The sequence below is a fragment of the Thioalkalivibrio sp. ALJ4 genome (assembly GCF_000377225.1).
In the GTDB taxonomy this organism is placed as follows: domain Bacteria; phylum Pseudomonadota; class Gammaproteobacteria; order Ectothiorhodospirales; family Ectothiorhodospiraceae; genus Thioalkalivibrio.
The window spans coordinates 413,333-437,046 of sequence record NZ_KB897917.1 but is presented as its reverse complement, the minus strand read 5'-3'; the positions used below and the strand labels follow the sequence as shown (position 1 = coordinate 437,046).

The following is a 23,714-nucleotide window of genomic DNA, read 5'->3' as shown; positions in this document are numbered from 1 at the left end:
ATGTCAGACCTGATTTCGGTCGCCCGACCCTACGCCCGCGCCGCTTTCGAGCGGGCCCAGGAGAAAAACGATCTCGCTGGCTGGGCCGAGCAGCTCGAGTTGCTGGCGGCCATCGCCGCCGACCCGCAGATGCACAGTCTCCTCTCCAACCCGCGGCTCCCGCGTGCCGATCGCGCGCAGCTCGTGCTGGACGTGGCCGGCGACAAGGTCGGCCCCGAGGCCGGCAACCTGGTTCGGCTGCTGGCCGAAAATGGTCGCCTGCCCGCGCTGCCCGCCGTCTACGACGCGTTCTCCGCGATGAAGGCCGAGGCCGAAAAGCGCGTCCACGCCGACGTAATCGCCTTCCGCAAGCTCACGCAGGCGCAGGAGAAAGAGATCCACGATGCCCTGGCCAAAGGCCTGGGCTGCGAAGTCGATCTCGAGTGTTCAGTCGACAGCTCCCTGCTCGGCGGGGCCATCATCCGCGCCGGCGACCTGGTAATCGACGGCTCCGTGCGAGGCCAGCTGAACCGCCTGGCTGCCAATTTGAGTCGCTAAGAGGATATTTAACATGCAACTGAATCCCTCCGAGATCAGTGATCTGATCAAACAGCGCATCGAGAAATTCGATGCCTCCTCCGAGGCCGCCAACGAGGGCTCCGTGGTCAGCCTGACCGACGGTATCGCTCGCGTGCACGGCCTTGGCGATGTCATGCAGGGCGAAATGATCGAGTTCCCCGGCGACACCTTCGGCATGGCGCTCAACCTCGAGCGTGACTCTGTCGGCGTCGTGATCCTGGGTGACTACAAGCACATTAAAGAAGGCGATACCGCCAAGTGCACCGGTCGCATCCTTGAGGTGCCGGTGGGCGAGGGCCTGCTGGGCCGCGTGGTCGACTCCCTCGGCCGCCCGATCGACGGCAAGGGTCCTGTGGAAACCGGAGTCTCCAGCCCGATCGAGAAGATTGCCCCCGGTGTTATCGACCGGCAGTCGGTTGACCAGCCGCTGCAGTCCGGCATCAAGGCGATCGACGCGATGGTCCCCGTGGGCCGTGGCCAGCGCGAGCTGATCATCGGTGACCGCCAGACCGGTAAGACCGCGGTGGCGATCGACGCGATCATCAACCAGAAGGACTCCGGCGTTAAGTGTATCTACGTCGCCGTGGGTCAGAAGGCCTCGTCGGTTGCCTCTGTGGTGGCCAAGCTGGAAGAGGCCGGTGCGATGGATAACACCATCATTGTGGCCGCCAACGCCTCCGAGTCGGCCGCGATGCAGTTCATCGCCCCGTACGCCGGCTGCGCGATGGGCGAGTACTTCCGCGATCGTGGTGAAGACGCCCTGATCGTCTACGACGATCTGACCAAGCAGGCCTGGGCCTACCGTCAGGTGTCGCTGCTACTGCGTCGTCCGCCGGGCCGCGAAGCCTATCCGGGTGACGTCTTCTATCTGCACTCGCGCCTGCTGGAGCGCGCCTCCCGCGTGAACGCCGACTACGTCGAGCAGATGACCAACGGCGAAGTGAAGGGCCAGACCGGCTCGCTGACCGCGCTGCCGATCATCGAGACCCAGGCGGGCGACGTGTCCGCGTTCGTGCCGACCAACGTGATCTCGATCACCGACGGCCAGATCTTCCTCGAGACCGACCTGTTCAACTCGGGCATCCGCCCGGCGATCAACGCTGGTCTGTCGGTCTCCCGAGTCGGTGGGGCCGCGCAGACCAAGATCATCAAGAAGCTTGGTGGTGGTGTGCGTCTGGCGCTGGCGCAGTACCGTGAACTGGCGGCGTTCTCGCAGTTCGCCTCCGATCTCGACGAGCTGACCCGCAAGCAGCTTGACCGCGGCAAGCGCGTCACCGAACTGATGAAGCAGGGCCAGTACCAGCCAATGTCCATCGGCGAGATGGCGTTCTCGCTGTACGCCGCCAACGAGGGCTACCTCGATGACGTCGAGGCGGACAAGGTCGTGAGCTTCGAAAAGGAACTGATGGCCTACGCGCGTTCCTCGCAGAAGGAGCTCCTGGACGAAATCAACAGCTCTGGCGACTACAACGACTCCATCCAGGAAAAGCTGAAGAAGGCCCTGGAAGAGTTCAAGGCCAAGCACAGCTGGTAACGGGAGCACGCAATGGCGGGCACTAAGGAGATCCGGACGCAGATCAAGAGTATCCAGAATACTCAGAAGATCACCAAGGCCATGGAGATGGTCGCAGCGTCCAAGATGCGCAAGGCCCAGGACCGCATGGAAGAGTCCCGGCCTTACGCCCAGAAGATCCACGACGTGATCGGTCACGTCGCGATGGCCAACGCGGAGTACAAGCATCCGTTCATGGTCGAGCGCGAAGTGAAGCGTGTGGCGCTGATCATCGTCTCGACCGATCGTGGCCTATGCGGCGGGTTGAACACCAACCTGTTCAAGAAGGCCGTCGGCGAGATGCGGCGTTACCGCGAAGAGGGCGTCGAGGTGGACCTGTGCGTCGTCGGCAACAAGGCGCTGCAGTTCTTCAAGCGCCTGGGTGGCAACATCGTGGCCGAGGCGCGCGATCTGGGTGATCGCCCGCACATCACGGACCTGATTGGCTCCATCAAGGTGGTGCTGGACAACTTCCGCGATGGCAAGGTCGACCGCGTCGTGCTGCTGGAGAACAAGTTCGTCAACACGATGACCCAGCAGCCGGAGGCGACCCAGCTTCTGCCGACCGCGCCGAGCAAGGACGAGTCTCTGAAGCATCACTGGGACTACATCTACGAGCCCGATACGGTTCCGGTGATGGATACCCTGCTCGAGCGCTATGTCGAGTCGCTGATCTACCAGGCGGTGGTCGAGAACGTGGCCTGCGAAATGGCCGCGCGCATGGTCGCGATGAAGTCGGCCTCCGACAACGCCGGCACGATGATCAAGGACCTGCAGCTCGTCTACAACAAGGCGCGCCAGGCCGCGATCACCCAGGAGATCTCCGAGATCGTCAGCGGCGCGGCTGCGGTCTAGCGCCCGCCGGCACGAATCGATCGGCTCGGCACGAATTACGACTTACGAGGATGAACAAATGAGTTCCGGAAAAATTGTCGAAATCATCGGCGCCGTCGTGGACGTGGAGTTCCCCCACGGCGAAGTGCCCAAGGTCTACGACGCCCTGACCCTGGAAAACGGCCTGACCCTGGAAGTCCAGCAGCAGCTGGGTGACGGCGTCGTGCGCACGATCGCCATGGGGACCACAGAGGGTGTGAAGCGTCAGACCCCGGTCACCGCGACTGGCAAGCCGATCTCCGTGCCGGTCGGCAAGGGGACCCTGGGCCGCGTGATGGACGTGCTCGGCCGCCCGGTGGACAACGCCGGCGACGTGGAGGCCCAGGAAACCTGGTCGATCCACCGTGCCGCCCCGACCTTCGACGAGCAGGCGGGCTCCACCGAGCTGCTGGAAACCGGAATCAAGGTGATCGATCTCCTGTGCCCGTTCGCGAAGGGCGGCAAGGTCGGCCTGTTCGGCGGTGCCGGCGTGGGCAAGACCGTGAACATGATGGAGCTGATCCGCAACATCGCGATCGAGCATTCCGGTTACTCCGTGTTCGCCGGTGTGGGCGAGCGTACCCGTGAAGGGAACGACTTCTACCACGAGATGAAGGACTCCAACGTCCTCGACAAGGTGGCCCTGGTTTACGGCCAGATGAACGAGCCGCCGGGTAACCGCCTGCGTGTCGCGCTGACCGGCCTGACGATGGCCGAGTTCTTCCGTGACGAAGGCCGCGACGTGCTGATGTTCATCGACAACATCTACCGTTACACCCTGGCCGGGACCGAGGTCTCCGCGCTGCTGGGGCGTATGCCGTCCGCGGTGGGCTACCAGCCGACCCTGGCGGAAGAGATGGGTGTGCTGCAGGAGCGCATCACCTCGACCAAGAAGGGCTCGATCACCTCCATCCAGGCGGTCTACGTGCCGGCGGATGACTTGACCGACCCGTCGCCGGCCACGACCTTTGCGCACCTGGATGCGACCGTCGTGCTCTCGCGCCAGATCGCCGAGCTGGGGATCTACCCGGCCGTGGATCCGCTGGACTCGACCTCGCGCCAGCTGGACCCGCAGATCATCGGGCAGGAACACTACGACACCGCCCGTGCGGTGCAGAACACTCTGCAGCGTTACAAGGAGCTGAAGGACATCATCGCGATCCTCGGCATGGACGAGCTGTCGGAAGACGACAAGCTGGTCGTGGCCCGTGCGCGAAAGATCCAGCGCTACCTGTCGCAGCCGTTCTTCGTGGCCGAGGTGTTCACCGGGGCGCCGGGCAAGTACGTGTCTCTGAAGGACACCATCCGCGCGTTCAAGGCCATCGTGGCTGGCGAGTATGACCATCTGCCCGAACAGGCCTTCTACATGGTCGGCACCATCGAGGAAGCCGTCGAGAAGGCCGAGAAGCTCGGCTAAGGAGTGAGCAACATGCCCATGACGATGCACGTGGATGTGGTCAGTGCCGAGGAGTCCATCTACTCCGGGACCGCGCTGATGATCGCGGCCCCGGCCGAGGGTGGCGAGGTCGGTGTCTATGCGGGCCACACCCAGATGCTGGCGCGCCTGAACCCGGGCGAGCTGCGCATCCTGGAAAAGGAAGGCGCCGATCCGCAGCCGGTGTTCGTCTCGGGCGGTATCCTCGAGGTCCAGCCGTATCATGTGACGGTCCTGGCGGATACGGCGGTGCGGGCCAAGGATCTCGACGAGGCCGAGGCCCTGGAGGCGAAGAAACGTGCGGAGGAGGCCCTGGAGAACTCCAAGGCCGATTTCGACTACGCCAAGGCGCAGGCGGAACTCGTGGAGGCCGCCGCCCGCCTGCAGATGATCCAGAAGTTGCGCCGGAAATAATCCGGCAAACTGCGACGAATGACCGACCCCAAGGGCCAACCGATTCGGTTGGCCCTTTATGATTGCACCCATGCCTGAGACGACACCCCTTCATATCGCGGTCCTCGCGGCCGGCAAGGGGACGCGCATGCGGTCGCGCCTCCCCAAGGTCCTGCAATCTCTAGCCGGACGCCCCCTGCTGGACCATGTCCTCCAACGCGTGGCGCCGCTGGAAGCCGACGCGCTCCACGTCGTGGTGAGCCACGAACAGGAACGTGTGCGAGCCGCATTTGCCGAGCACGTCCCCGCACTTGACTGGATCGACCAGGGCGAGCCGCGGGGGACCGGGCATGCGGTTCATCAGGCCCTGCAGCACATCCCCGACCATGCGCGTGTCCTGGTGACCTATGGGGACGTCCCGCGGATCCCGGTCGCGGACCTGGAGGCCTGTGCTCGAGGCACTGGCGTAACCGTCCTGGCCGCTCAGGTTCCCGACCCCACCGGATACGGTCGCCTGATCCTCGATGCCGCGGGCCAGCTGGAGCGGATCGTCGAGCACAAGGAGGCCACCAGCGGGGAACGTGCGGTCGACCTGATCAATACCGGCGTGCTCGCCGCACCGGCCGGGGACTTGCGTGGTTGGCTAGCTTCCTGCGAGCCCGATCCGGCAGGGCCGCGCGAGTGGTATCTGACCGACATTGTGGCCGTGGCACGAGGTCAAGGACGGGTGATCGATGTCGTGCGCAGTTCCGATCCCGTCGCCGTGCTGGGTGTGAACGACCGCGAGCAGCTGGCCGTCCAGGAGCGCCTGCACCAGGCGGAGCAGTGCTCCCGGATGATGCGGGATGGTCTCGCAGTGGCGGACCCCGCCCGCCTGGATGTGCGCGGCGTCCTGAAATTCGGACACGACTGTTCGATCGACGTGAACGTCGTGATCGAGGGCACGGTGACGCTGGCGGACGATGTCTATATTGGCCCCGGCTGCGTGTTGCGCGATTGCGAGATTGGATCCGGCACGCAGGTCGCGGCACACAGTGTCCTGGAAGGTGTAAGAATCGGCGAGGGGGCCAATGTTGGGCCGTTCGCCCGTCTGCGCCCGGGGACCGAGCTCGGCCCCGGTGCCCGCGTCGGCAACTTTGTCGAGATCAAGAACGCCACGCTGGGTCCGGGCGCGAAGGCGAACCACCTGACCTACGTCGGGGATGCCAGCGTCGGGGCCGGCGCCAATCTGGGCGCAGGGACGATTACCTGCAACTATGATGGTGCCAACAAGCATCGCACCGAGATCGGCGAGCGAGCGTTCATCGGCTCCAACACGGCCCTGGTGGCGCCCATCCGCATCGGCGATGACGCGACGGTGGGGGCGGGCTCGACCTTGTCCGACGATGTCGACCCGCGTGCGCTGGCGCTGACCCGTGCACGCCCGCGCGTTATCCAGGACTGGCCGCGCCCCAAGAAGAAGTCCGACTAGACACAAAAGTCCGACTCGACATAAGGAGTTTGCATGTGCGGTCTGCTGGCAGGTATTGGTGAGCGCAACCTGGTCCCGATCTTCGTCGAGGGTCTGCATCGACTGGAATACCGCGGGTACGACTCCGCCGGTATAGCCGTCATCGAGGACCGCGCGTTACGCGACGTCCGTGCGGTCGGCAAGGTGGCCACCCTGGAGGAACAGATCGACGCGGCCGGCCTGCAAGGGCCGGTGGGAATCGCCCATACGCGCTGGGCCACCCACGGGCCGCCCACCGAGGTGAATGCCCACCCCCACCGTTCCCGTGACGGCCGGGTCGCCATCGTCCATAACGGCATTATCGAAAACCATGCCCGGCTGCGAGACGAGCTGGCCGCTGCCGGCTGGCACTGCGTGTCGGCAACCGACAGCGAGGTCATTGCCCACCGGATCGAGCAGGCCCTGGTCGACGGGGCCTCGCCCCTCGAGTCCATGCGCCGCGCCTGTGCCGACCTTGAAGGGGCCTATGCCATCGCGGCGGTCTTTGCCGACTATCCCGACGAGCTGATCGTCGCGCGTTTCGGAAGCCCCCTGATCCTCGGGCTCGGAATCGGCGAGTTCTTTGCCGCCTCGGACGTCCAGGCCCTGCTGCCGGTGACCCAGCGATTCGTCGACCTCGAGGACGGAGATATCGCCCGCCTGACGCGCAAGGGCGTGGAGGTCCAGGACCTGCACGGCCAGGCGGTCGAGCGCAGTGTCCGCGAGACCCGCTGCCAGGCAAGCGTTGCCGATCGTGGCGAGTATCGCCACTTCATGCTCAAGGAGATCTACGAGCAACCGCACGCACTGGCGGAGACCCTGTCCGGCCGTCTGGGCGAGGACGCCGTCCTGGAAAACATCCTCGGGCCCGGTACCAGCGAGCGCCTGGCCGAGGTCAGCGCCGTGCAAATCGTGGCCTGCGGCACCAGCTATCACGCCGGAATGGTGGCCGCCCACTGGATCGAGGAGCACCTGGGCCTGCCCGCCCGCGTCGATGTGGCAAGCGAATACCGGTATCGCCGTCACGTGCTGGCCCCGGCCACGCTGCTGGTGGTGATCTCCCAGTCGGGGGAGACCGCCGATACCCTCGCGGTGCTGCGCCAGTCCCAGGACGAGCCGTTCCTGGCCCGTCTGGCCATTTGCAATGTCCCCGAGAGCACCATGGCGCGGGCTGCCGATCTGGTCCTGATGACCCATGCCGGACCCGAGATCGGCGTCGCCTCGACCAAGGCGTTCACGACCCAGCTGGCCGCCCTCGCCACCCTCGTACTCCTGCTGGGCCAGACCGCTACGGCCGCCCGTATGACCGCCGAGGAACGCGTCGCTGCGGTGACGGCCCTGCGCAGCCTCCCCGATCAGGTGGCGCGCATCCTGGCCCTGGACAACCCGATTGCGCGCGTCGCCGAGGATCTGATGGAGCGGCACCACGCCCTGTTCCTCGGGCGCGGGGCGCACTTCCCGATCGCCCTGGAGGGCGCGCTCAAGCTGAAGGAGATCTCCTACATCCATGCCGAGGCGTATCCCTCGGGCGAGCTGAAGCACGGACCGCTCGCGCTCGTGGACACCGAGATGCCGGTAGTCGCCGTGGCCCCCGACGACGCGCAGCTGGAGAAACTCTCCAGCAACCTCCAGGAGGTGCGCGCCCGGGGCGGGCAGCTGATCGTGATTGGCGAGTCCAGTGCGGCGCGTACCCTGGCCCCGGAGGACATCTGGATCGGCCTGCCGCAGAGCGAGCCGCTGAGCCCCTGGCTGGCGCCGATCCTGCTGACCGTGCCGTTGCAGTTGCTGGCCTACCATACGGCGGTGCTCAAGGGCACGGACGTTGATCAGCCGCGCAATCTGGCGAAATCGGTGACCGTGGAATAGCCCCTTGCACGCGGTACTCCCGGAGTTTCTATCAGGAAACGCTTGTATTCGCCGGGCGGGTCGGCTAGATTCGGCCGCGCTCGAATAACCGTACGATCAGGAGTATCCCATGGATCAGCAAGAGCTCAACAACCGCTGCGTCACCCTGTTTCAGTCCCCGCGTATCCAGACCAAGCTCTGGAACCCGCGCATGTTCTGGAACGTCGGCCGCAAGCTGAACGTGACCCCCGAAGAGCTGACCGAGCCCAAGGTCGACCTCTGCGAGCTCGAGGTGATGCTGTCCGCGGCTGCCTACGAGCCGTCTCAGTGCGCCGACAACCTGAATGGTCGCGATGCCGGCCGCGCCGACTTCATCCGTCGTGCCGTGCAGTCCGGCCAGCGTCCGTTCCTGCGTCGCGCCGCCTGATCCGGTCTCCAGACTGGTGATGTCGAGGACCCGGCCTTTGCGCCGGGTCTTTTGTTTGGGCCCTCGGTCAGGCCTCCTCAGCCGCGCGTCTCCAGCCAGAAGGTCACTGGGCCGTCGTTCACCAGGCTGACCAGCATGTCCGCGCCAAAGCGCCCGCTAGCGACTTGCGGATGCGATGCCTGCGCCTGCTTCGCCAGATAGTCGAACAGCGCCTGGCCGTGCTCCGGGCTCGCGGCGCTGGTAAAGCTTGGGCGCATCCCCTTGCGCGTATCCGCGGCCAGCGTGAACTGCGGCACTAGCAAGAGCCCCCCGCCGGTATCCTGAAGGCTCAGGTTCATGCGGCCTTCGGCATCCGCGAATACGCGGTAGCCGAGCAGCCGCTCCAGCAGCCGCCTGGCCGCCGCTTCGCTGTCATCGGGCTGCACCGCGACCAGCGCCAGCAGCCCTGGCCCGATCGCACCGGCGCGCTCGCCGCCGATGTTCACCGCGGCCTCGGTCACCCGCTGGATCAGCGCGATCACGTCGAGGCAGCCCCGGTCCCGCCCGAGACCTGCCCCTCGAGATCATCGGCCAGGGTGTCGGTCGCCGCGATCAGCTTGCGCACGATGCCTGGCTCGGCCGCCGAGTGCCCGGCGTCCGCGATGATCGCCATGCGCGCCTGCGGCCAGACCCGATGCAGTTCCACCGCTTGCTCCACCGGACACACCACGTCGTAGCGTCCGTGCACGATCCAGCCCGGTATGTCGCGCAGGCGTGGTGCGTCCCGCAGCAGCTGGTCCGGTTCCAGGAAGGTGTCGTGCATGAAGTAGTGGCACTCCAGCCGCGCCAGGCTTACGGCCACCTCCGGATCGTCGAAATGCGCGATCACGTCATCGTTCGGGATCAGGCAGGAGGTGTGTCCTTCCCAGCCTGACCAGGCGCGAGCCGCGGTGTGCCGGATCTCCGGATCCGGGTCGGTCAGCCGACGGTAGTAGGCCCCGACCAGGTCGTCGCGCTCCTCCGCTGGAATCGGCCGTAGGTAGTGCGCCCAGGCCTCGGGAAACAGGCGGTCGGCCCCCGACTGGTAGAACCACTGGATGTCCCGCGGCCGGCACAGGAATACCCCGCGCAGGATCAGTCCCAGCACGCGATCGGGATGGGTCTGTGCGTAGGCCAGCCCCAGCGTCGAGCCCCAGGAACCACCGAACACCGCCCAGCGCTCGATGCCCAGGTGCTCGCGCAGGCGCTCGATATCGGCCACTGCATGCCAGGTGGTGTTGGCCTCCAGACTCGCGTGAGGCGTCGAGCGCCCGCAGCCGCGCTGGTCGAACAGCACGATGCGGTAGCGCTGCGGGTCGTAGAAGCGCCGATGCCACGGCTCGCAGCCCGAGCCCGGCCCGCCATGCAGAAACACGACCGGAATCCCGTCGGGTGTGCCGCATTCTTCAAAGTAGAGCTCGTGGCCGTCACCGACCGCGAGCCTTCCTGTGCTGTGCGGTTCGATCTCCGGGTAAAGGGTGTCCATTGATCAGTGTTTCCTAGATTGCGGGCCCCGAGTGTCGCCAAAACGTTCGCGCAGGGAAAGTCCGCAGTCCGTCTATTCGTCGATGATCTGCCCCCGATAGACCCGGCGCCGTTGCGGCTCCACGTGGCGTTCCGACGAGTCCGGCCCAGCTTCCGGCGGTGCCAGGTGCCCCGAACGCTGCAATTCGCTGCGCAGCGAGAGCGCGGCGGCCTGGGCGGCGCTCGACTGCGAGCGTGAGGCGTAGTCCAGGATGGCCTCCATGAAGTCGGGGTTGGTGACCGACAGCCGCGCCACCGCCGGGAACTCTGCGCGCAGGTTCCGGCGCAGCTCGGCGGCCAGGCTCAAGCTCTTGCGATCGTGCATACCGGTCCCCCACCGTTGAAGCGCCTGTCCAACCCGTATGCAAGCGCGGTGCCATGCGTGTGGCCCGCGTCCGGCGCTGGGCGCCGGGGCTTCTTGCCTCCACCGGGTGCATAACGGCGCATGGCTGCACCGACAATGGGCGCCATCCGGCAACCGCTGCGGGTATGGCGGCGCTTGCGAAGCGGGCCTCGCCGCCCTATGTTGCGGGCCATGGAAACGCCCGCCGTCCCCACCTCCATCCGCCGCCTGGCCGGCCGCGCCATCGCGGACTTCGACATGATCCGCGAGGGCGACCGGATCCTGGTCGGGCTGTCCGGTGGCAAGGATTCGCTGACGTTGCTGTGGCTGCTGCATGGCCTGGCGCGGCGGGCACCGGTGCGCTTCGAGGTTGGCGCGGTCACGATCAACCCGGAGATCGAGGGCTTCGAGCCACAGCGGCTGATGGACTATCTCGGTGGTTACGGCATCCCGTATCACTTCGTCTCCGAGCCAATCGCGGAGCTGGCCGGCGAGCACATGGACAACGACTCGTTCTGCTCCTTCTGCTCGCGAATGAAACGCGGCCTGATGTATCGCACCGCGCGCGAACACGGCTACAACGTGCTGGCGCTGGGCCAGCACCTGGATGACCTGGCCGAGAGCTTCATGATGAGCGCCTTCCACGGTGGCCAGCTGCGTACGATGAAGGCCCACTACGCGATCGACGCAGGCGACCTGCGGGTGATCCGCCCGCTGGTCTATGTGCGCGAACGCCAGACCCGCGATTTCGCCGAGGCCGCCGGGCTGCCGGTGATCCTGGACAACTGCCCGGCCTGCTTCGCGATGCCCACCCAGCGCGAACACATGAAGCAGCTGCTCGCGCAGGAGGAGGCCCAGCACCCGCGGTTGTTCCGCAACCTGCGCACAACCCTGAAGCCGCTGATGACCGAGGGCGGCATCCCGCCTCGGACCCCGGCCGATCCACCCGAATCCCGCGATCATGGCCGAACGCCGGCACCTGCGTGACCGGTTGATCGCCGGCGGTCTGCGCCTGCTCGCCCGCCTCCCTCTGCGCGTAAATCATGCGCTGGGCGGGTTGCTCGGCGCGCTGGCCTGGTACTGGCCGACGCGCTCCGCCCGCATCACCCGCCGCAACCTCGAACTCTGTTTCCCGGACAAGGACACCGCCTGGCGCCGCCGGGTCGGGCGTGGATCGCTGATGGCGATGGGCCGGGCACTGACCGAGTCCCCCTGGCTCTGGCAGGCTACGCCGCAAACCCTCGAGCGACTGGCGGTCGAGCCGCCCCGCTACGCCCGCCTGCGCGAACGCGAGGGCGGGCGGGCGCTGTTCCTGTGTGCCCCGCATCTGGGTTCCTGGGAGTTCGCCGGGCTGCAGGCCGCCTGCCACGGGCCGATGGCCACCCTGTACAGCCCGTTCAAGACCCCCGAGATCGACCGCTGGGTGCGCGACGCCCGCGCCTCCACCGGCGCGACCCTGGCCCCGGCCGACCGCTCCGGGCTGCGCGTGCTGCAGCAGTCACGTGATCGCGGCGAGATCATCGGCATCCTGCCGGATCAGAGCCCGAAGGGCGCCTCGGGTACGCATGCGCCGTTCTTCGGCCACCCGGCGCTGACCATGACCCTGCTGCCGCGCCTGCTGCGTGGGCGCGAGGACCATGTCGTGTTCTTGTTCGCCGAGCGCCTGCCGAAGGGGCGCGGGTTTCGCTATCACGAGATCGAGGCCGGGCCGGAGGTTGCCGACCGCGACTTCGCCCGCGCCGCTGCCGCGATCAACGCCCATGTGGAGGCCCTGGTCCGGCGCTGCCCCGAGCAGTACAACTGGGCCTACAAGCGTTTCCACCCGGCCCCCGAGGGCCAGCCCAACCCCTATCGCTGACACCCGGTCGAGCCAGGTTCCGAGCACAAAAAAAGCCGCCGGACCCGAAGGTCGCGGCGGCCGGTGCATCTGGCCCCGAGGGGCCGGATGCGGATGCCTTACAGGCTGTAGTACATGTCGAATTCGACCGGATGGGTGGTCATGCGCATGCGCGTGACTTCTTCCATCTTCAGGTCGATGTAGGCATCGATCATGTCGTCGGTGAACACGCCACCCTGGGTCAGGTATTCGCGATCCTGGTTCAGGGCTTCCAGCGCCTGGTCCAGCGAATGGCAGACCTGCGGGATGCCCTTTTCCTCTTCCGGCGGCAGGTCGTAGAGGTTCTTGTCCATCGCGTCGCCCGGGTGGATCTTGTTCTGGATGCCGTCCAGGCCGGCCATCAGCATCGCGGCGAACGCCAGATACGGGTTGGCGGTGGAGTCCGGGAAGCGCAGCTCGATGCGGCGGGCCTTCGGGCTCATCACGAACGGGATGCGCAGCGACGCGGAGCGGTTGCGCGCGGAGTAGGCCAGCATCACCGGCGCCTCGAAGCCCGGCACCAGACGCTTGTAGCTGTTGGTGGACGGGTTGGTGAAGGCGTTCAGCGAGCGGGCGTGCTTGATGATACCGCCGATGTAGTACAGCGCGGTCTCGGACAGGCCGCCGTACAGGTCACCGGAGAACAGGTTCTTGCCGTCCTTGGACAGCGACTGGTGCACGTGCATGCCGGAGCCGTTGTCGCCGACGATCGGCTTGGGCATGAAGGTCGCGGTCTTGCCGTGCATGTGGGCCACGTTCTGCACCACGTACTTCAGTACCTGCACCTCGTCAGCCTTCTGGGTCAGCGTCGCGGGGCCGACACCGATCTCGCACTGGCCGGCGGTGGCCACCTCGTGGTGGTGCACCTCGGTGGTCAGGCCCATCTCGGTCATCACTTCGCACATGGTCGAGCGGATGTCGTGCAGGCTGTCGACCGGCGGCACTGGGAAGTAGCCACCCTTCACGCCCGGGCGGTGCCCGATGTTGCCGTCTTCGTAGACGCGCTCGGAATTCCAGGAGGCCTCGGAGGAGTCCACGCGGCAGTAGGAGCCGGAGAGGTCCGAGCCCCATTTCACATCGTCGAACACGAAGAATTCATTTTCCGGCCCGAACAGCGCGGTGTCGGCAATGCCGGTGCTCTGCAGATAGGCCTCGGCACGGCGCGCCAGGGAGCGCGGGCAGCGGTCGTAGCCCTGCATGGTGGCCGGCTCGACCACGTCGCAGCGGATGTTCATGGTCATGTCCTCGAAGAACGGATCGATGACCGCGGACTCCGCATCCGGCATCAGGATCATGTCGGACTCGTTGATGCCCTTCCAGCCGGAGATCGACGACCCGTCGAACATCTTGCCTTCCTCGAACGACTCTTCGTCGAGGTCATGGGCTGGAACGGTTACATGCTGTTCCTTGCCCTTGGAGTCGGTGAAACGGAAGTCGACAAAGCGGACTTCCTTTTCCTGGATCTGCTTCAGCACGTCGGCTGCGGACATGGGAGTCTCCTTAGGTTTGCTCTTGGTCTTTGGGTTCGCCGCGCCGATTCGAGCCCGGCCGGCGTTGAATCGGTTCTATGCAGGCATCATGCCAGTTCGATCGATTGGCCCTGTGACGGTCGTTCAGGACTCATCAGGCCCGTACCACGCGGCGGGCTGCACAATATCCGTGCGTCATCGGCACCACAGTAGTGCATCAAGTCTTTTGTTGCACGCCAGTGGTGCATGGGCGATAGAGGATCTTCACCTCACCCAGCCGGTCCTTCAGGCGCGGATGGCCCTGCAGCGACTGTGACAGGCCCTCGCCCCGCGCGTTCAGGTCCGCGGGCGTGCATGCCCCGTCAAGGCGCAGCGTCAGGGTCAGGTGGATGCGCCCGTTCAGATAGTGCATGGAAAGCTGCTCCAGGCGATCCAGTTCCGGGGTGTCGGCCCAGGCCTCGCGCACCGCTTCGGCGATCTCCGGACGCAGGGGCAGGTTCGAGCTTCGAGCCTGATCTTGGTCGTTTTCCGGGTCCACATGGACCGTAAAATCGCGCAGCCGCTCGTGGCGCTGGGTGACGGCCCCGTACACCGCATCGGCAATCCGGTGTCCCTCGGAAACCGAAATCATCGGGGCGACCTGGATATGCACATCGGCGACCACGTCGCTCCCATGCCGCCGCGTGCGCAGCATGTGCGCATCCTTCACCCCGGGCACTTCCATGATCGTGCGGTGGATGCGCGCGACCTCCTCCGGATCCAGTGCCGTGTCAATCAGTTCGGCCGCGCTGCGCACGATCAGGCGCCCGGCGATATGCAGGATGAACAGGGCAACGATCAGCGCCGCCAGGGCATCCGCCCACGGGAAGCCCGCCACCGCGGCCCCGACCCCGACCAGCACGAACAGCGAGGAGATCGCATCCGTGCGGTGATGCCAGGCGTTCGCATCCAGCATCCGCGAGCCGATCCGTTTCGCCACACGGTGGGTGTACTGATAGAGCCCCTCCTTGGCCACCAGCGTCAGCACCGCAAAGGCGAGCGCGGCCGGGGCCGGCCCTGGGGTCGCGGCGTTGGTATCCATCAGCCGCTGTCCGGCGGCCCAGGCGATCCCGAGGCCGGCCAGTGCGAGGAACACACCGACGACTACGGTGGCCAGGGTCTCGATACGCCCGTGTCCGTAGGGGTGGTCATGATCGGGCGAGGCCGCGGCCTTGCCAGCGGCGAACAGCACCACACCATCGGTGATCAGGTCCGACAGGGTGTGCACGCCGTCGGCGATCAGCGCCTGCGAGTTCAGCAGCCATCCGCTCAGCAGCTGTGCCAGGGCAAGAAAGGCATTCACCACCGCGCCCACGACCGTTACCCGGCGCGTGGCACGGTAGCGCCGGCCGTTTTCGGGCGAGATCGTGGCCTCGGAGTTGGCGCGGGGGTCGCTCAGGACATCCCTCCCGAACAGGGTCAGGCCCTCAGTATGGGCGTGCCTCCGCCACATGCAAGACGCTTGCACTGCCTTCAGCGGTGGCCGCAGCCGGAGCCCGGCCGATATACTGTCCGCTTTGCCCTGACCCGGGATCCCGCATGGCGCACGAACGCACCCCGTCCAGCAGCAGCCCCACCTTCCAGGACCTGATTCGCCGGTTGCAGGACTACTGGAACGACCACGGTTGCGTGGTCCTGCAGCCCTACGACATGGAGATGGGGGCCGGTACCTTCCATCCGGCGACCTTCCTGCGTTCGATCGGGCCGGAGCCGTGGCGCGCGGCCTATGTGCAGCCCAGCCGCCGTCCCACCGACGGTCGCTATGGCGACAACCCCAACCGCCTGCAGCACTACTACCAGTTCCAGGTGTTGCTGAAGCCGTCGCCGCCGGACATCCAGGATCTCTACCTGGGCTCCCTGGAGGCCCTGGGCTTCGACACGCTCACCCATGATGTGCGCTTCGTCGAGGACAACTGGGAGTCCCCGACCCTCGGCGCCTGGGGCCTGGGCTGGGAGGTCTGGCTGAACGGCATGGAGGTCACCCAGTTCACCTACTTCCAGCAGGTCGGCGGGCTGGACTGCCACCCGGTCTCCGGCGAGATCACCTACGGGCTGGAACGCCTGGCGATGTACCTGCAGGGGGTGGAGAGCGTATTCGATCTGGTCTGGACCGTCGGGCCCGACGGCCGCCCGGTGACCTATGGCGACGTCTATCACCAGAACGAGGTGGAGCAGTCCACCTACAACTTCGAGCATGCCGATCGCGATGCCCTGTTCGCCGCCTTCGACCAGCACGCAAACGAGAGCGACCGCATGATCGAGCTGGGCCTGCCGCTGCCGGCCTACGAGCAGATGCTGCGCGCCTCCCACAGCTTCAACCTGCTGGATGCCCGCGGCGCGATCTCGGTCACCGAGCGCCAGCGCTACATCCTGCGCGTGCGCGAGCTGTCGCGAAACGTCGCCCAGAAGTACTACGAGTCGCGCGAGGCCCTGGGCTTCCCGCTATGCGCCGACGACGACGCGAACAAGCCCGACGCCGCCTGAACCCTTTTCCGGACCGTGCGCCCGACCGCGCGGCCCTGATGGACCCGAACTGGACCCGACATGGCTGAAGCCCGCGAACTCCTGATCGAACTGGGCACCGAGGAGCTGCCCCCCACCGCCCTGCCGCGCCTGCGTGACGCCCTGGCCCAGGGCCTGGCCACCCGCCTGCGCGAGGCCGGGCTGGAACCGGGCGCGCCCGAGGCCTTCGCCACCCCGCGGCGGCTGGCCGTGCTGTTCCCCGATGTGCCCGCGCGCCAGCCCGACCAGCTCCAGGAGCGCCGCGGCCCGGCCGTGGCCGCCGCCTTCGACGCCGCCGGCGAGCCGACCAAGGCGGTGCTGGGCTTTGCCCGCTCCTGCGGAGTGGAGGTCGAGCGCCTGGAACGCGAGACCACCGACAAGGGCGAATACCTGGTCTTCCGCCAGATGCAGCCGGGCCGCGCCCTCGGCGAGCTGCTGCCGGAGATGCTGGAGGCCGCGCTGGAGGCCCTGCCCACGCCCAAGCGCATGCGCTGGGGCAGCAGCCGCACCGAGTTCGTGCGCCCCGCGCACTGGCTGGTCGTCCTGCACGGGACCGAGGTGCTGGAGATGACGGTGCTGGAGCAGACCGCCGGGCGGGCCACGCATGGTCACCGCTTCCACCAGCCCGGTGCGCTGGAGCTGAAGCGCGGCAACGACTACGCCGAGCGGCTGCGCAGCCCCGGCTTTGTCGAGCCGTCGTTCGAGGCGCGGCGCGAGAACATCCTGGCGCAGGTGCACGAGCAGGCCAAGGCCCTGGGCGGGCGCGCACTGGTCGATGCCGACCTGCTGGACGAGGTGACCGCGCTGGTGGAGTGGCCGGTGGCCCTGACCGGCGGTTTCGATCCGCGTTTCCTGGATGTCCCGCAGGAGGCGCTGATCTCTACCATGCAGGACAACCAGAAATACTTCCCGGTGGTCGACGAGGCCGGGCGCATGCAGCCGCACTTCATCGTGATCAGCAACATCGAGTCGCGCGACCCGCACGCGGTGCGCGACGGCAACGAGCGCGTCCTGCGCCCGCGCTTCGCCGATGCCGAATTCTTCTGGCAGCAGGACCGCAAGAAGCGCCTGGAGGAGCGGCTGGACGCGCTGGACTCGGTGGTATTCGAGAAGCGCTTGGGCACGCTGCGCGACAAGTCCGTGCGTCTGGAGGCCTTGATGCAGCGCCTGGCCGGCCTGATGGGGCTGGATGCCGGGCTGGCCGCGCGCGCCGCGCGCCTGGCCAAGTGCGATCTCGTGACTCAGATGGTGTTCGAGTTCACCGAGCTGCAGGGCACGATGGGGCGCTACTACGCCCTGCACGACCGCGAGGACGAAGCGGTCGCGGCCGCGATCGAACAGCACTACTGGCCGCGCCAGTCCGGCTCCGAGCTGCCGGATGTCCCGCTGGCCCAGGCACTGGCGCTGGCGGATCGGCTGGATACGCTGGTCGGGATCTTCGCGATCGGCAAGCAGCCCACCGGTACCAAGGACCCGTTCGCCCTGCGCCGCGCCGCGCTGGGGCTGGTGCGCATCCTGGTCGAGCGCGAACTGCCGCTGGCCCTGACCCCGCTGCTGCAAGCCGCGGCCGAGCCGATCCGCGAACGGGTGCCGGAGGCCGACCAGGCGGTGGAACCGGTGCGCGAGTACATCCTGGAGCGCCTGCGCGGCTACCTGCTGGAGCAGGGCCAGGCGCACGAGACCATCGAGGCGGTGGCCGCGGTCGTGCCCGATACCCCGCTGGACTTCGTCCGCCGCGTGCGCGCGGTCAGCCTGTTCCGCGAGCGCCCGGAGGCCGAGGCCCTGGCCGCGGCGAACAAGCGCATCCACAACCTGCTGCGCAAGGCCGGCGAGGAGGCCGAGGCCGACCTCGACCCCGAGGCCCTGGCGCTGGACGAGGAGCGCCAGCTCTACCAGGGTCTGCAGGCGGTGCGTCCCGGCGTCGAGCAGGCGGTGGCCGATGGCGACTACCTGCACGCACTGGGCGAGCTGGCGGGCCTGCGTGATCGTGTCGATACCTTCTTCGACCAGGTGATGGTGATGGCCGAGGATGCCGCCGAGCGGCGCAACCGCCTGGCGCTGCTGCGCGAACTGCGCCGCGCGTTCGAGACCGTGGCCGACATCGGCCGCCTGGCCACGGGATAGCGCCGCCGCATGCTCCCCCTGATCCGAGGCCTCCTGTTCCAACTGGGGTTTATCGGCTCCACGCTGGTGTTCGGCCTGCTGGTCCCGCCGCTGATCTGGCCGCTTTCGCGCCCGGCGCGCTATCGCGTCCTGACCCAGTGGGGGCGCTTCAACGTCTGGTGGCTGCGCATCACCTGCGGGCTGGACTACCGGGTGCGCGGTGCCGAGCACATCGACCCCTCGCGGCCGCATGTGGTGCTCTCCAAGCACCAGTCCGCGTGGGAGACGGTCGCTTATGTGGCGATCTTTCCGATGCAGACCTGGGTGCTCAAGCGCGAGCTGATGCGCATCCCCCTGTTCGGCTGGACCCTGTCCATGCTGGACCCGGTCCCGATCGACCGCGAGGCCGGGCGTCAGGCGCTGGAGAACCTGGTCGCGGAGGGTCAGCAGCGCCTGGACCAGGGCCGCTGGGTGATCGTCTTTCCCGAGGGGACGCGCGTGGCACCGGGCGAGCACGGGCGCTACCGCCAGGGCGGCGCAATACTGGCGGCACGCACCGGATACCCGGTGCTGCCGGTGGCGCTGAACAGCGGGAGCTTCTGGCCGAAAAAGGGCCTCCGGCGCTACCCCGGCACCATCGAGGTGGTGGTCGGCCCGCCAGTCGAGACCGCCGGGCGCAAGCCCGTCGAGGTACTAAGCGAAGCCGAAGAATGGATCGAGACCACCATGGCCGAGATCGAGCCGCGTCCCGCGAAATCGCCGTCGGAGGAGCCGCATGAGCAGTGAACCGCTGATCAGTGCCCCGCTGGTCGAATTGCGTGACCGCAGCATCTACCGCGTGGGCGCCTCGGACCCGGCCGTCTGGCTGATCGACGACCGCGAGCTGGGGGGCGTGCTGGTCAACGCCCCGGCGTATTCCGAATCCCTGCTGGAGGCGATTCGGGCGATCACAAAGCCCGCCTACCTGTTTTTGCCCAGTCGCCATGGCGCGCAGGACCTGGATGCCTGGCGGGCGGCTGGGCTGGAGACCCTGGCGTTCGAGGCCGAGGCACCGGCAATCCGTGCGGCCGGCGGCGAGATCGACATCGCCTTCAACCGCAAGCAGCGCCTGTCGCGCACCATCGATTTCCTGCCGATGGCCGGGGTGACCGAGGGTACCTGTGCCCTGCGGCTGAAGAACCTGCCGGGCGTCGTGTTCTTCGGGCCCGCGCTGGCGCCGGGGGCGGATGGCTGGCCCACGCTGATCCAGACGCCGGACGATCATTCCTTCGAGGCGCGCCTGTTCGGCGCCCTGGGCGTGAAGGACCTGAAGTTCGCCTACGCCTTCTGCGACCGCTTCGACCCGGCCGGCACGCAGTACGGCCCCGACGCCGACCAGCACATCCAGGCCCGCATCGAGGCCGTGTTCGACGAATAGCAGGACCGCTGGGGGAGCTCCTCGGCGATTGCCGCGGCGCTTTGCGCCTCGCAATGACGGGGCTGGGCGAGTCAGGCGCGGGCGATCAGGGTCTGGATCACGTGGCCGGCGGCGGTCAGGCCGAAGATCGCGGGCAGGTAGGAGATCGTGCCGTTGACCGAGCGTGGCCGGCCGCCCTCGACCGGCCGGTGTTCGGTGCCCTTGCGCGGCTGCTCGATCGAGAACACCACGGGGTAGTCGAGCCGCGCGTCCATGCGGCGCAGGTTCTTGCGCATCTGCCGCGCCAGCGGGCAGACGCGGGTGGACTCCAGCGGGCCGACCCGTACGGCCGTGGGGTCGATGCGCCCGCCGGCCCCCATGCTCGAGATCACCGCCTGGCCGCGGCGCTGGGCCCCGGCGACCAGCGCCGCCTTGCAAGCAATGGAGTCGATTGCGTCGAGCACGAAGTCGGCGTCTTCCGGCACCAGGTCGGCAATGCTGTCCGGACGCAGGAACTCGCGCTGGATGTTCAGTTCGATCTCCGGGTCGATATCGCGGATGCGTGCCTCCATCACCGCGGTCTTGGGCTGGTCCACGGTGGAGCGCAGTGCGACCAGCTGGCGGTTCAGGTTGGAGGCGGCGACCACATCGTGATCCACCAGCGTCATGCGTCCGACCCCGGCGCGTGCGATCGCCTCGGCGGCAAAACTCCCGACCCCGCCCAGCCCGGCGATGAATACATGCCGGTCGCGCAGGCCGGCGGTGACGTCGGGACCCAGCAGGAGGTCGGTGCGTTCGCTGTAGGGATTGTGGGGCGTGCTCATGGATCCGGGTCGTTCGGGAGCCGGAGGACCCGGCGTGCATTTTGTGACGTGATTATAGCCATCTCGGCCGGGTCGATGTCCCGCAGGCGGGCCAGATGGCGGTTCACCTCGGCGGTCATCATCGGTTCGTTGCGCTCGCCCTGGTGCCCGGCCAGTGGCTGGTCCGGGGCATCGGTCTCCACGACCAGCGCCTCCAGCGGGGCCTCGCGCACCACGCGGTGCAGTCGTTTCGCCCGTTCGTAGGTCACCGGCCCGCCGATGCCCAGACAGCAGCCGAGATCCGCCGCTTGTCGGGCCTGCTGCGGCGAGCCGATAAAGGCATGCAGGATCCCGGTCACGCCGGGCTGCTGGCGCAGGCCTTTCAGCACTGCGTCCAGCGCGCGCCGGCTGTGGATGATCACCGGCAGGTCGCGCTCCCGCGCGATGGCCAGCTGCCGCGTGTAGAAGCGCCACTGGCGGTCCCAGTCGAGCCCCTCTTGATAGCCATCGAGCCCGATCTCGCCGACCGCGATGGTCTCCGGGTGCGTATCCAGCCAGGCCTCCAGGGCGTCAAGGTCCGCGTCCGCATGCGCCTGCAGAAAGATCGGGTGCAGGCCGTAGGCGACATGCAGACCCGCGTGCTGGCGGTACAAGGCGTCGAGGTCCGGCCAGCGTGCGCGGGTGACGCCGGGCAGGACGAGTTCCTGAACCCCGGCGGCGCGGGCGCGGTCCAGCACCGCCGGGCGATCCGGATCGAACGCGTCCAGGTCCAGGTGGACATGCGTATCGATCAGGTGCACCGGCGGTGGTCCTACGGACAGGGGTAGGTATAGCGGGCGTGGATGGCCTCGATGGCCTCCAGCACGGCATCGGACAGGGTGATGTTGACGGTGGCGATGTTCTCGCGCAGCTGCTCCATCGTGGTTGCCCCGATCAGGTTGCTGGTCACGAAGGGCTGCTGGTTGATGAAGGCCAGCGCCAGCTGTGACGGGGTCAGGCCGTGTTCGCGGGCCAGGCGCGCGTACTCCGCGGTCGCGGCCAGGCCGGATTCGTTGCTGTAGCGCTGGAAGCGCTCGAACAGCGTCAGGCGCGCCCCCGCGGGCTTTGCCCCGTCCAGGTACTTGCCGGAGAGCATGCCGAAGGCCAGCGGCGAATAGGCCAGCAGGCCGGCGTCCTCGCGGATGGCCATCTCCGCCAGCCCCGCCTCGAAGCTGCGGTTGAGCAGGTTGTAGGGGTTCTGGATGGAGACGATGCGCTCGGACAGGCCGCGGTCATGGGCGCGTATCCACTCCATGAACCCCCACGGGGTCTCGTTGGAGATGCCGATGGCGCGCACGCGGCCGCTCTCGACCACGGCCTTCAGCGCCGCCGCGGTCTCTTCGATCGAGGTCGCGCTCTCGTCCGGCTTGTGAACGTAGCCGAGCTGGCCAAAGAAGTTGGTGGCGCGCGCCGGCCAGTGGACCTGGTAGAGGTCCAGGTAGTCGGTCTGCAGGCGCAGGAGGCTGTCGTTCAGGGCCTGCTCGATGTGTTCGCGGTTCAGCTGCGGGCCACCGCGCAGGTAATCGATCATCCCGGGGCCGGCGACCTTGCTGGCCAGCACCACGCGGTCGCGGTTGCCGCGCTTCGCCAGCCAGTTGCCGATGTAGGTCTCGGTCAGCCCCTGAGTCTCCTCGCGCGGCGGGACCGGGTACATCTCGGCCGCATCGATCAGGTTCACGCCCTGGTCGAGCGCGTAGTCCAGCTGCTCGTGTGCCTCGGCCTCGGTGTTCTGCTCGCCCCAGGTCATGGTGCCCAGGCCGATCAGGCTGACCTCGATATCGGTGCGTCCCAGTTTGCGGTATTGCATGCCAGTCCCTTGGTTCAGGTGAATAGGGTAAGGACCCCGGTGTAGCCGTACAGGCGGTTGGCGAAGATCTCGCCATTGGCGAAAAAGCCGATCAGGGGTACATCCCCCAGACCCTGCTGCACGATTGCCAGTTCCGCGCCCTCCTGGCCGAACTGGTGGCGCCCGCGTCCGATGCAGGAGACATAGATCGCCCCGCGGATCCCGTTCGGGGCCTGGGCGCGAATCTGCTCCAGCATGCGCTCGAGGTCGTCGCGAGCGGCCTGGCCGTCGCGGCGTACGAACAGGATCTTCTGCCCGGGCTCCAGCAGTTCGCCGACCGCGAGCACCTGCTGATCGAGGTCCACGCCGATGATATTGCGGACCCGGTAGTCGCCGGTGTCCGAGCCGGCGATCGGGAAGCCGACCAGGATGTAGCCCAGCGCCCGCTCCAGGTCGCGCGACAGGACGTCGCCGATGATGCCCTTGAATGCCGGCAGTGCTCGCTGACCATCCAGCTGCACGATGATGTTGCGCCAGGTCTCAGTCAGCTCGTGCTGGCCGGGCAGCGGGGTGCAGCCCTGGCTGTGGCGTGCGGCGATCGCGACATCGTCGCGCAGCGCGAGCCCGGTCATGCCCGAGGCGACCACGCCATCGGCGATCTGCCCGGCCCCCTCCTCGCCGGAGTGTACGCCGCCGGTGGCGAACCAGGCGGTCTGGTCGCCGATCTCGGTCAGCACGGCCTCGACACCCTCCGTGCGTGGATCGGCGTTCAGCAGCAACCGGCCCGGGGTGGCGGGGTCGAGGAAACCGTCCAGGGCCTGCTTCAGCTCGTCCAGGCTGTGGACCGGACGCTGAATCACGCGCGCGGAACCGGTCGGCAGGTCGCCGATCATCAGGGTAATCGCCGGGTCTTCGTAGAATTCCCGGTCTGGCCCGATCACGGCCATGCCCATGCCGCCGACGAAATGGTCCACCCCGAGTGCCTTGCGCAGCGTGTCCATGACCAGGCGAACATTGCGGCTCAGCGCATCCGACACGTAGATAAAGCCCACGCGCACGGTCTCCGGATCCCGGGGCGGCAGCGTGCCCAGCCCCTGGATCAGTTCGGCGGCGAGGGTGCGCGGATCATTGCCGCTGGCGGCGGTACTGACAAAGCGTTCCATCAACGTTCAGGACTCCATCAAAGCCCCAGGGAAACACTGATCAATGTACACGCTCGCGCTCGAGTCGCTTTTGCGTGCGAA

General features: G+C 67.3%; 23 protein-coding genes. 14 read left to right on the top strand and 9 right to left on the bottom strand.

What is annotated here, in order from left to right; translation table 11 throughout:
- From C936_RS0102090 to C936_RS0102055, 8 genes are all read left to right on the top strand, one after another.
- Nucleotides 1-537 carry a F0F1 ATP synthase subunit delta gene (locus C936_RS0102090; protein WP_018649131.1) on the top strand — a complete coding sequence of 179 codons (537 nt, stop codon included), beginning with the start codon at nucleotides 1-3 and terminating at the stop codon, nucleotides 535-537.
- A 13-nt stretch (nucleotides 538-550) separates the two neighbouring features.
- Nucleotides 551-2,092 (top strand): F0F1 ATP synthase subunit alpha, encoded by a 1,542-nt coding sequence (gene atpA / locus C936_RS0102085; protein WP_018139737.1) that lies wholly within the window; start codon nucleotides 551-553, stop codon nucleotides 2,090-2,092.
- Between the two features lie 12 nt (nucleotides 2,093-2,104).
- The gene (gene atpG, locus C936_RS0102080) at nucleotides 2,105-2,965 is read left to right on the top strand and encodes a F0F1 ATP synthase subunit gamma (RefSeq protein ID WP_018139736.1); all 861 of its coding nucleotides are present in this window, start codon (nucleotides 2,105-2,107) and stop codon (nucleotides 2,963-2,965) included.
- A gap of 58 nt (nucleotides 2,966-3,023) precedes the next feature.
- The gene (gene atpD / locus C936_RS0102075) at nucleotides 3,024-4,400 is read left to right on the top strand and encodes a F0F1 ATP synthase subunit beta (protein ID WP_012983948.1); all 1,377 of its coding nucleotides are present in this window, start codon (nucleotides 3,024-3,026) and stop codon (nucleotides 4,398-4,400) included.
- 12 nt (nucleotides 4,401-4,412) lie between these two features.
- Nucleotides 4,413-4,832: a F0F1 ATP synthase subunit epsilon gene (locus tag C936_RS0102070; RefSeq protein WP_018139735.1), complete on the top strand. Its 420-nt coding sequence runs from the start codon at nucleotides 4,413-4,415 to the stop codon at nucleotides 4,830-4,832.
- A gap of 70 nt (nucleotides 4,833-4,902) precedes the next feature.
- The gene (glmU, locus tag C936_RS0102065; protein ID WP_081616837.1) at nucleotides 4,903-6,282 is read left to right on the top strand and encodes a bifunctional UDP-N-acetylglucosamine diphosphorylase/glucosamine-1-phosphate N-acetyltransferase GlmU; all 1,380 of its coding nucleotides are present in this window, start codon (nucleotides 4,903-4,905) and stop codon (nucleotides 6,280-6,282) included.
- Between the two features lie 33 nt (nucleotides 6,283-6,315).
- Nucleotides 6,316-8,166 carry a glutamine--fructose-6-phosphate transaminase (isomerizing) gene (gene glmS, locus C936_RS0102060; RefSeq protein ID WP_018139733.1) on the top strand — a complete coding sequence of 617 codons (1,851 nt, stop codon included), beginning with the start codon at nucleotides 6,316-6,318 and terminating at the stop codon, nucleotides 8,164-8,166.
- Between the two features lie 109 nt (nucleotides 8,167-8,275).
- Nucleotides 8,276-8,572, top strand: coding sequence for a hypothetical protein (locus C936_RS0102055; RefSeq protein ID WP_018139732.1), 297 nt, complete (start codon nucleotides 8,276-8,278; stop codon nucleotides 8,570-8,572).
- Between the two features lie 77 nt (nucleotides 8,573-8,649).
- On the opposite strand, the gene dtd is transcribed toward C936_RS0102055, so the two are convergent.
- The 3 genes from dtd to C936_RS0102040 all read right to left on the bottom strand — a co-directional run bounded on the left by dtd (nucleotide 8,650) and on the right by C936_RS0102040 (nucleotide 10,439).
- Nucleotides 8,650-9,093 (bottom strand): D-aminoacyl-tRNA deacylase, encoded by a 444-nt coding sequence (gene dtd, locus C936_RS0102050; RefSeq protein ID WP_018175064.1) that lies wholly within the window; start codon nucleotides 9,091-9,093, stop codon nucleotides 8,650-8,652.
- Nucleotides 9,090-10,076, bottom strand: a complete 987-nt coding sequence (gene pip / locus C936_RS0102045) for a prolyl aminopeptidase (protein WP_018139730.1) — start codon at nucleotides 10,074-10,076, stop codon at nucleotides 9,090-9,092. The genes dtd and pip overlap by 4 nt, the downstream gene beginning before the upstream one ends.
- A gap of 72 nt (nucleotides 10,077-10,148) precedes the next feature.
- Nucleotides 10,149-10,439 (bottom strand): hypothetical protein, encoded by a 291-nt coding sequence (locus tag C936_RS0102040; protein ID WP_018139729.1) that lies wholly within the window; start codon nucleotides 10,437-10,439, stop codon nucleotides 10,149-10,151.
- Between the two features lie 210 nt (nucleotides 10,440-10,649).
- On the opposite strand from C936_RS0102040, the gene C936_RS0102035 reads away from it, so the two are divergent.
- Together C936_RS0102035 and C936_RS0102030 are read left to right on the top strand one after the other, a co-directional pair.
- Entirely contained in the window at nucleotides 10,650-11,444 is a 795-nt protein-coding gene (locus C936_RS0102035; protein ID WP_026278800.1) for an ATP-binding protein, read from the top strand.
- The gene (locus C936_RS0102030) at nucleotides 11,419-12,315 is read left to right on the top strand and encodes a lysophospholipid acyltransferase family protein (RefSeq protein WP_018139727.1); all 897 of its coding nucleotides are present in this window, start codon (nucleotides 11,419-11,421) and stop codon (nucleotides 12,313-12,315) included. Before C936_RS0102035 ends, C936_RS0102030 begins: the two co-directional genes overlap by 26 nt.
- A 98-nt stretch (nucleotides 12,316-12,413) precedes the next feature.
- Here C936_RS0102030 and glnA read toward each other — a convergent pair whose 3' ends face one another.
- Both glnA and C936_RS0102020 read right to left on the bottom strand, forming a co-directional pair.
- The gene (gene glnA / locus C936_RS0102025) at nucleotides 12,414-13,823 is read right to left on the bottom strand and encodes a glutamate--ammonia ligase (protein ID WP_018175062.1); all 1,410 of its coding nucleotides are present in this window, start codon (nucleotides 13,821-13,823) and stop codon (nucleotides 12,414-12,416) included.
- A gap of 196 nt (nucleotides 13,824-14,019) precedes the next feature.
- On the bottom strand, nucleotides 14,020-15,294 hold the full coding sequence (locus C936_RS0102020) for a cation diffusion facilitator family transporter (RefSeq protein WP_018139725.1): 1,275 nt from the start codon (nucleotides 15,292-15,294) through the stop codon (nucleotides 14,020-14,022).
- An 86-nt stretch (nucleotides 15,295-15,380) separates the two neighbouring features.
- Between C936_RS0102020 and glyQ the strand changes: the two genes are divergently transcribed.
- The 4 genes from glyQ to C936_RS0102000 are packed head-to-tail and all read left to right on the top strand — an operon-like array spanning nucleotide 15,381 to nucleotide 19,863.
- Complete coding sequence (gene glyQ, locus C936_RS0102015) at nucleotides 15,381-16,325, top strand: glycine--tRNA ligase subunit alpha (RefSeq protein ID WP_018139724.1); 945 nt, start codon at nucleotides 15,381-15,383, stop codon at nucleotides 16,323-16,325.
- A gap of 60 nt (nucleotides 16,326-16,385) precedes the next feature.
- Nucleotides 16,386-18,467 (top strand): glycine--tRNA ligase subunit beta, encoded by a 2,082-nt coding sequence (gene glyS, locus C936_RS0102010; protein ID WP_018139723.1) that lies wholly within the window; start codon nucleotides 16,386-16,388, stop codon nucleotides 18,465-18,467.
- Nucleotides 18,468-18,476: 9 nt separating this feature from the next.
- Nucleotides 18,477-19,232: a 1-acyl-sn-glycerol-3-phosphate acyltransferase gene (locus tag C936_RS0102005; protein WP_018649130.1), complete on the top strand. Its 756-nt coding sequence runs from the start codon at nucleotides 18,477-18,479 to the stop codon at nucleotides 19,230-19,232.
- On the top strand, nucleotides 19,222-19,863 hold the full coding sequence (locus tag C936_RS0102000) for a hypothetical protein (RefSeq protein WP_018649129.1): 642 nt from the start codon (nucleotides 19,222-19,224) through the stop codon (nucleotides 19,861-19,863). Before C936_RS0102005 ends, C936_RS0102000 begins: the two co-directional genes overlap by 11 nt.
- 71 nt (nucleotides 19,864-19,934) lie before the next feature.
- Here C936_RS0102000 and C936_RS0101995 read toward each other — a convergent pair whose 3' ends face one another.
- Genes C936_RS0101995 through C936_RS0101980 form a run of 4 tightly spaced genes read right to left on the bottom strand, consistent with a single transcriptional unit; the run spans nucleotide 19,935 to nucleotide 23,633 of the window.
- Nucleotides 19,935-20,666: a ThiF family adenylyltransferase gene (locus C936_RS0101995; RefSeq protein ID WP_018139720.1), complete on the bottom strand. Its 732-nt coding sequence runs from the start codon at nucleotides 20,664-20,666 to the stop codon at nucleotides 19,935-19,937.
- The gene (locus tag C936_RS0101990) at nucleotides 20,663-21,445 is read right to left on the bottom strand and encodes a TatD family hydrolase (protein WP_018175060.1); all 783 of its coding nucleotides are present in this window, start codon (nucleotides 21,443-21,445) and stop codon (nucleotides 20,663-20,665) included. Before C936_RS0101990 ends, C936_RS0101995 begins: the two co-directional genes overlap by 4 nt.
- Before the next feature lie 11 nt (nucleotides 21,446-21,456).
- Complete coding sequence (locus C936_RS0101985) at nucleotides 21,457-22,491, bottom strand: NADP(H)-dependent aldo-keto reductase (protein ID WP_018175059.1); 1,035 nt, start codon at nucleotides 22,489-22,491, stop codon at nucleotides 21,457-21,459.
- A 14-nt stretch (nucleotides 22,492-22,505) separates the two neighbouring features.
- Entirely contained in the window at nucleotides 22,506-23,633 is a 1,128-nt protein-coding gene (locus tag C936_RS0101980) for an FIST C-terminal domain-containing protein (protein WP_018175058.1), read from the bottom strand.
- Nucleotides 23,634-23,714 lie beyond the last annotated feature (81 nt).

Coding starts and splice junctions, on each gene's coding strand:
- C936_RS0102055 (WP_018139732.1), top strand. CDS start 8,276: ATGGATCAGCAAGAGCTCAACAACCGCTGCGTCACCCTGTTTCAGTCC.
- C936_RS0101995 (WP_018139720.1), bottom strand. CDS start 20,666: ATGAGCACGCCCCACAATCCCTACAGCGAACGCACCGACCTCCTGCTG.
- C936_RS0101980 (WP_018175058.1), bottom strand. CDS start 23,633: ATGGAACGCTTTGTCAGTACCGCCGCCAGCGGCAATGATCCGCGCACC.
- C936_RS0102000 (WP_018649129.1), top strand. CDS start 19,222: ATGAGCAGTGAACCGCTGATCAGTGCCCCGCTGGTCGAATTGCGTGAC.
- pip (WP_018139730.1), bottom strand. CDS start 10,076: ATGGACACCCTTTACCCGGAGATCGAACCGCACAGCACAGGAAGGCTC.
- glyS (WP_018139723.1), top strand. CDS start 16,386: ATGGCTGAAGCCCGCGAACTCCTGATCGAACTGGGCACCGAGGAGCTG.
- C936_RS0102020 (WP_018139725.1), bottom strand. CDS start 15,294: ATGTGGCGGAGGCACGCCCATACTGAGGGCCTGACCCTGTTCGGGAGG.
- atpG (WP_018139736.1), top strand. CDS start 2,105: ATGGCGGGCACTAAGGAGATCCGGACGCAGATCAAGAGTATCCAGAAT.
- glnA (WP_018175062.1), bottom strand. CDS start 13,823: ATGTCCGCAGCCGACGTGCTGAAGCAGATCCAGGAAAAGGAAGTCCGC.
- glmU (WP_081616837.1), top strand. CDS start 4,903: ATGCCTGAGACGACACCCCTTCATATCGCGGTCCTCGCGGCCGGCAAG.
- C936_RS0102070 (WP_018139735.1), top strand. CDS start 4,413: ATGCCCATGACGATGCACGTGGATGTGGTCAGTGCCGAGGAGTCCATC.
- atpD (WP_012983948.1), top strand. CDS start 3,024: ATGAGTTCCGGAAAAATTGTCGAAATCATCGGCGCCGTCGTGGACGTG.
- C936_RS0102090 (WP_018649131.1), top strand. CDS start 1: ATGTCAGACCTGATTTCGGTCGCCCGACCCTACGCCCGCGCCGCTTTC.
- glyQ (WP_018139724.1), top strand. CDS start 15,381: ATGGCGCACGAACGCACCCCGTCCAGCAGCAGCCCCACCTTCCAGGAC.
- atpA (WP_018139737.1), top strand. CDS start 551: ATGCAACTGAATCCCTCCGAGATCAGTGATCTGATCAAACAGCGCATC.
- glmS (WP_018139733.1), top strand. CDS start 6,316: ATGTGCGGTCTGCTGGCAGGTATTGGTGAGCGCAACCTGGTCCCGATC.
- C936_RS0102035 (WP_026278800.1), top strand. CDS start 10,650: ATGGAAACGCCCGCCGTCCCCACCTCCATCCGCCGCCTGGCCGGCCGC.
- C936_RS0102005 (WP_018649130.1), top strand. CDS start 18,477: ATGCTCCCCCTGATCCGAGGCCTCCTGTTCCAACTGGGGTTTATCGGC.
- C936_RS0102030 (WP_018139727.1), top strand. CDS start 11,419: ATGGCCGAACGCCGGCACCTGCGTGACCGGTTGATCGCCGGCGGTCTG.
- C936_RS0102040 (WP_018139729.1), bottom strand. CDS start 10,439: ATGCACGATCGCAAGAGCTTGAGCCTGGCCGCCGAGCTGCGCCGGAAC.
- C936_RS0101985 (WP_018175059.1), bottom strand. CDS start 22,491: ATGCAATACCGCAAACTGGGACGCACCGATATCGAGGTCAGCCTGATC.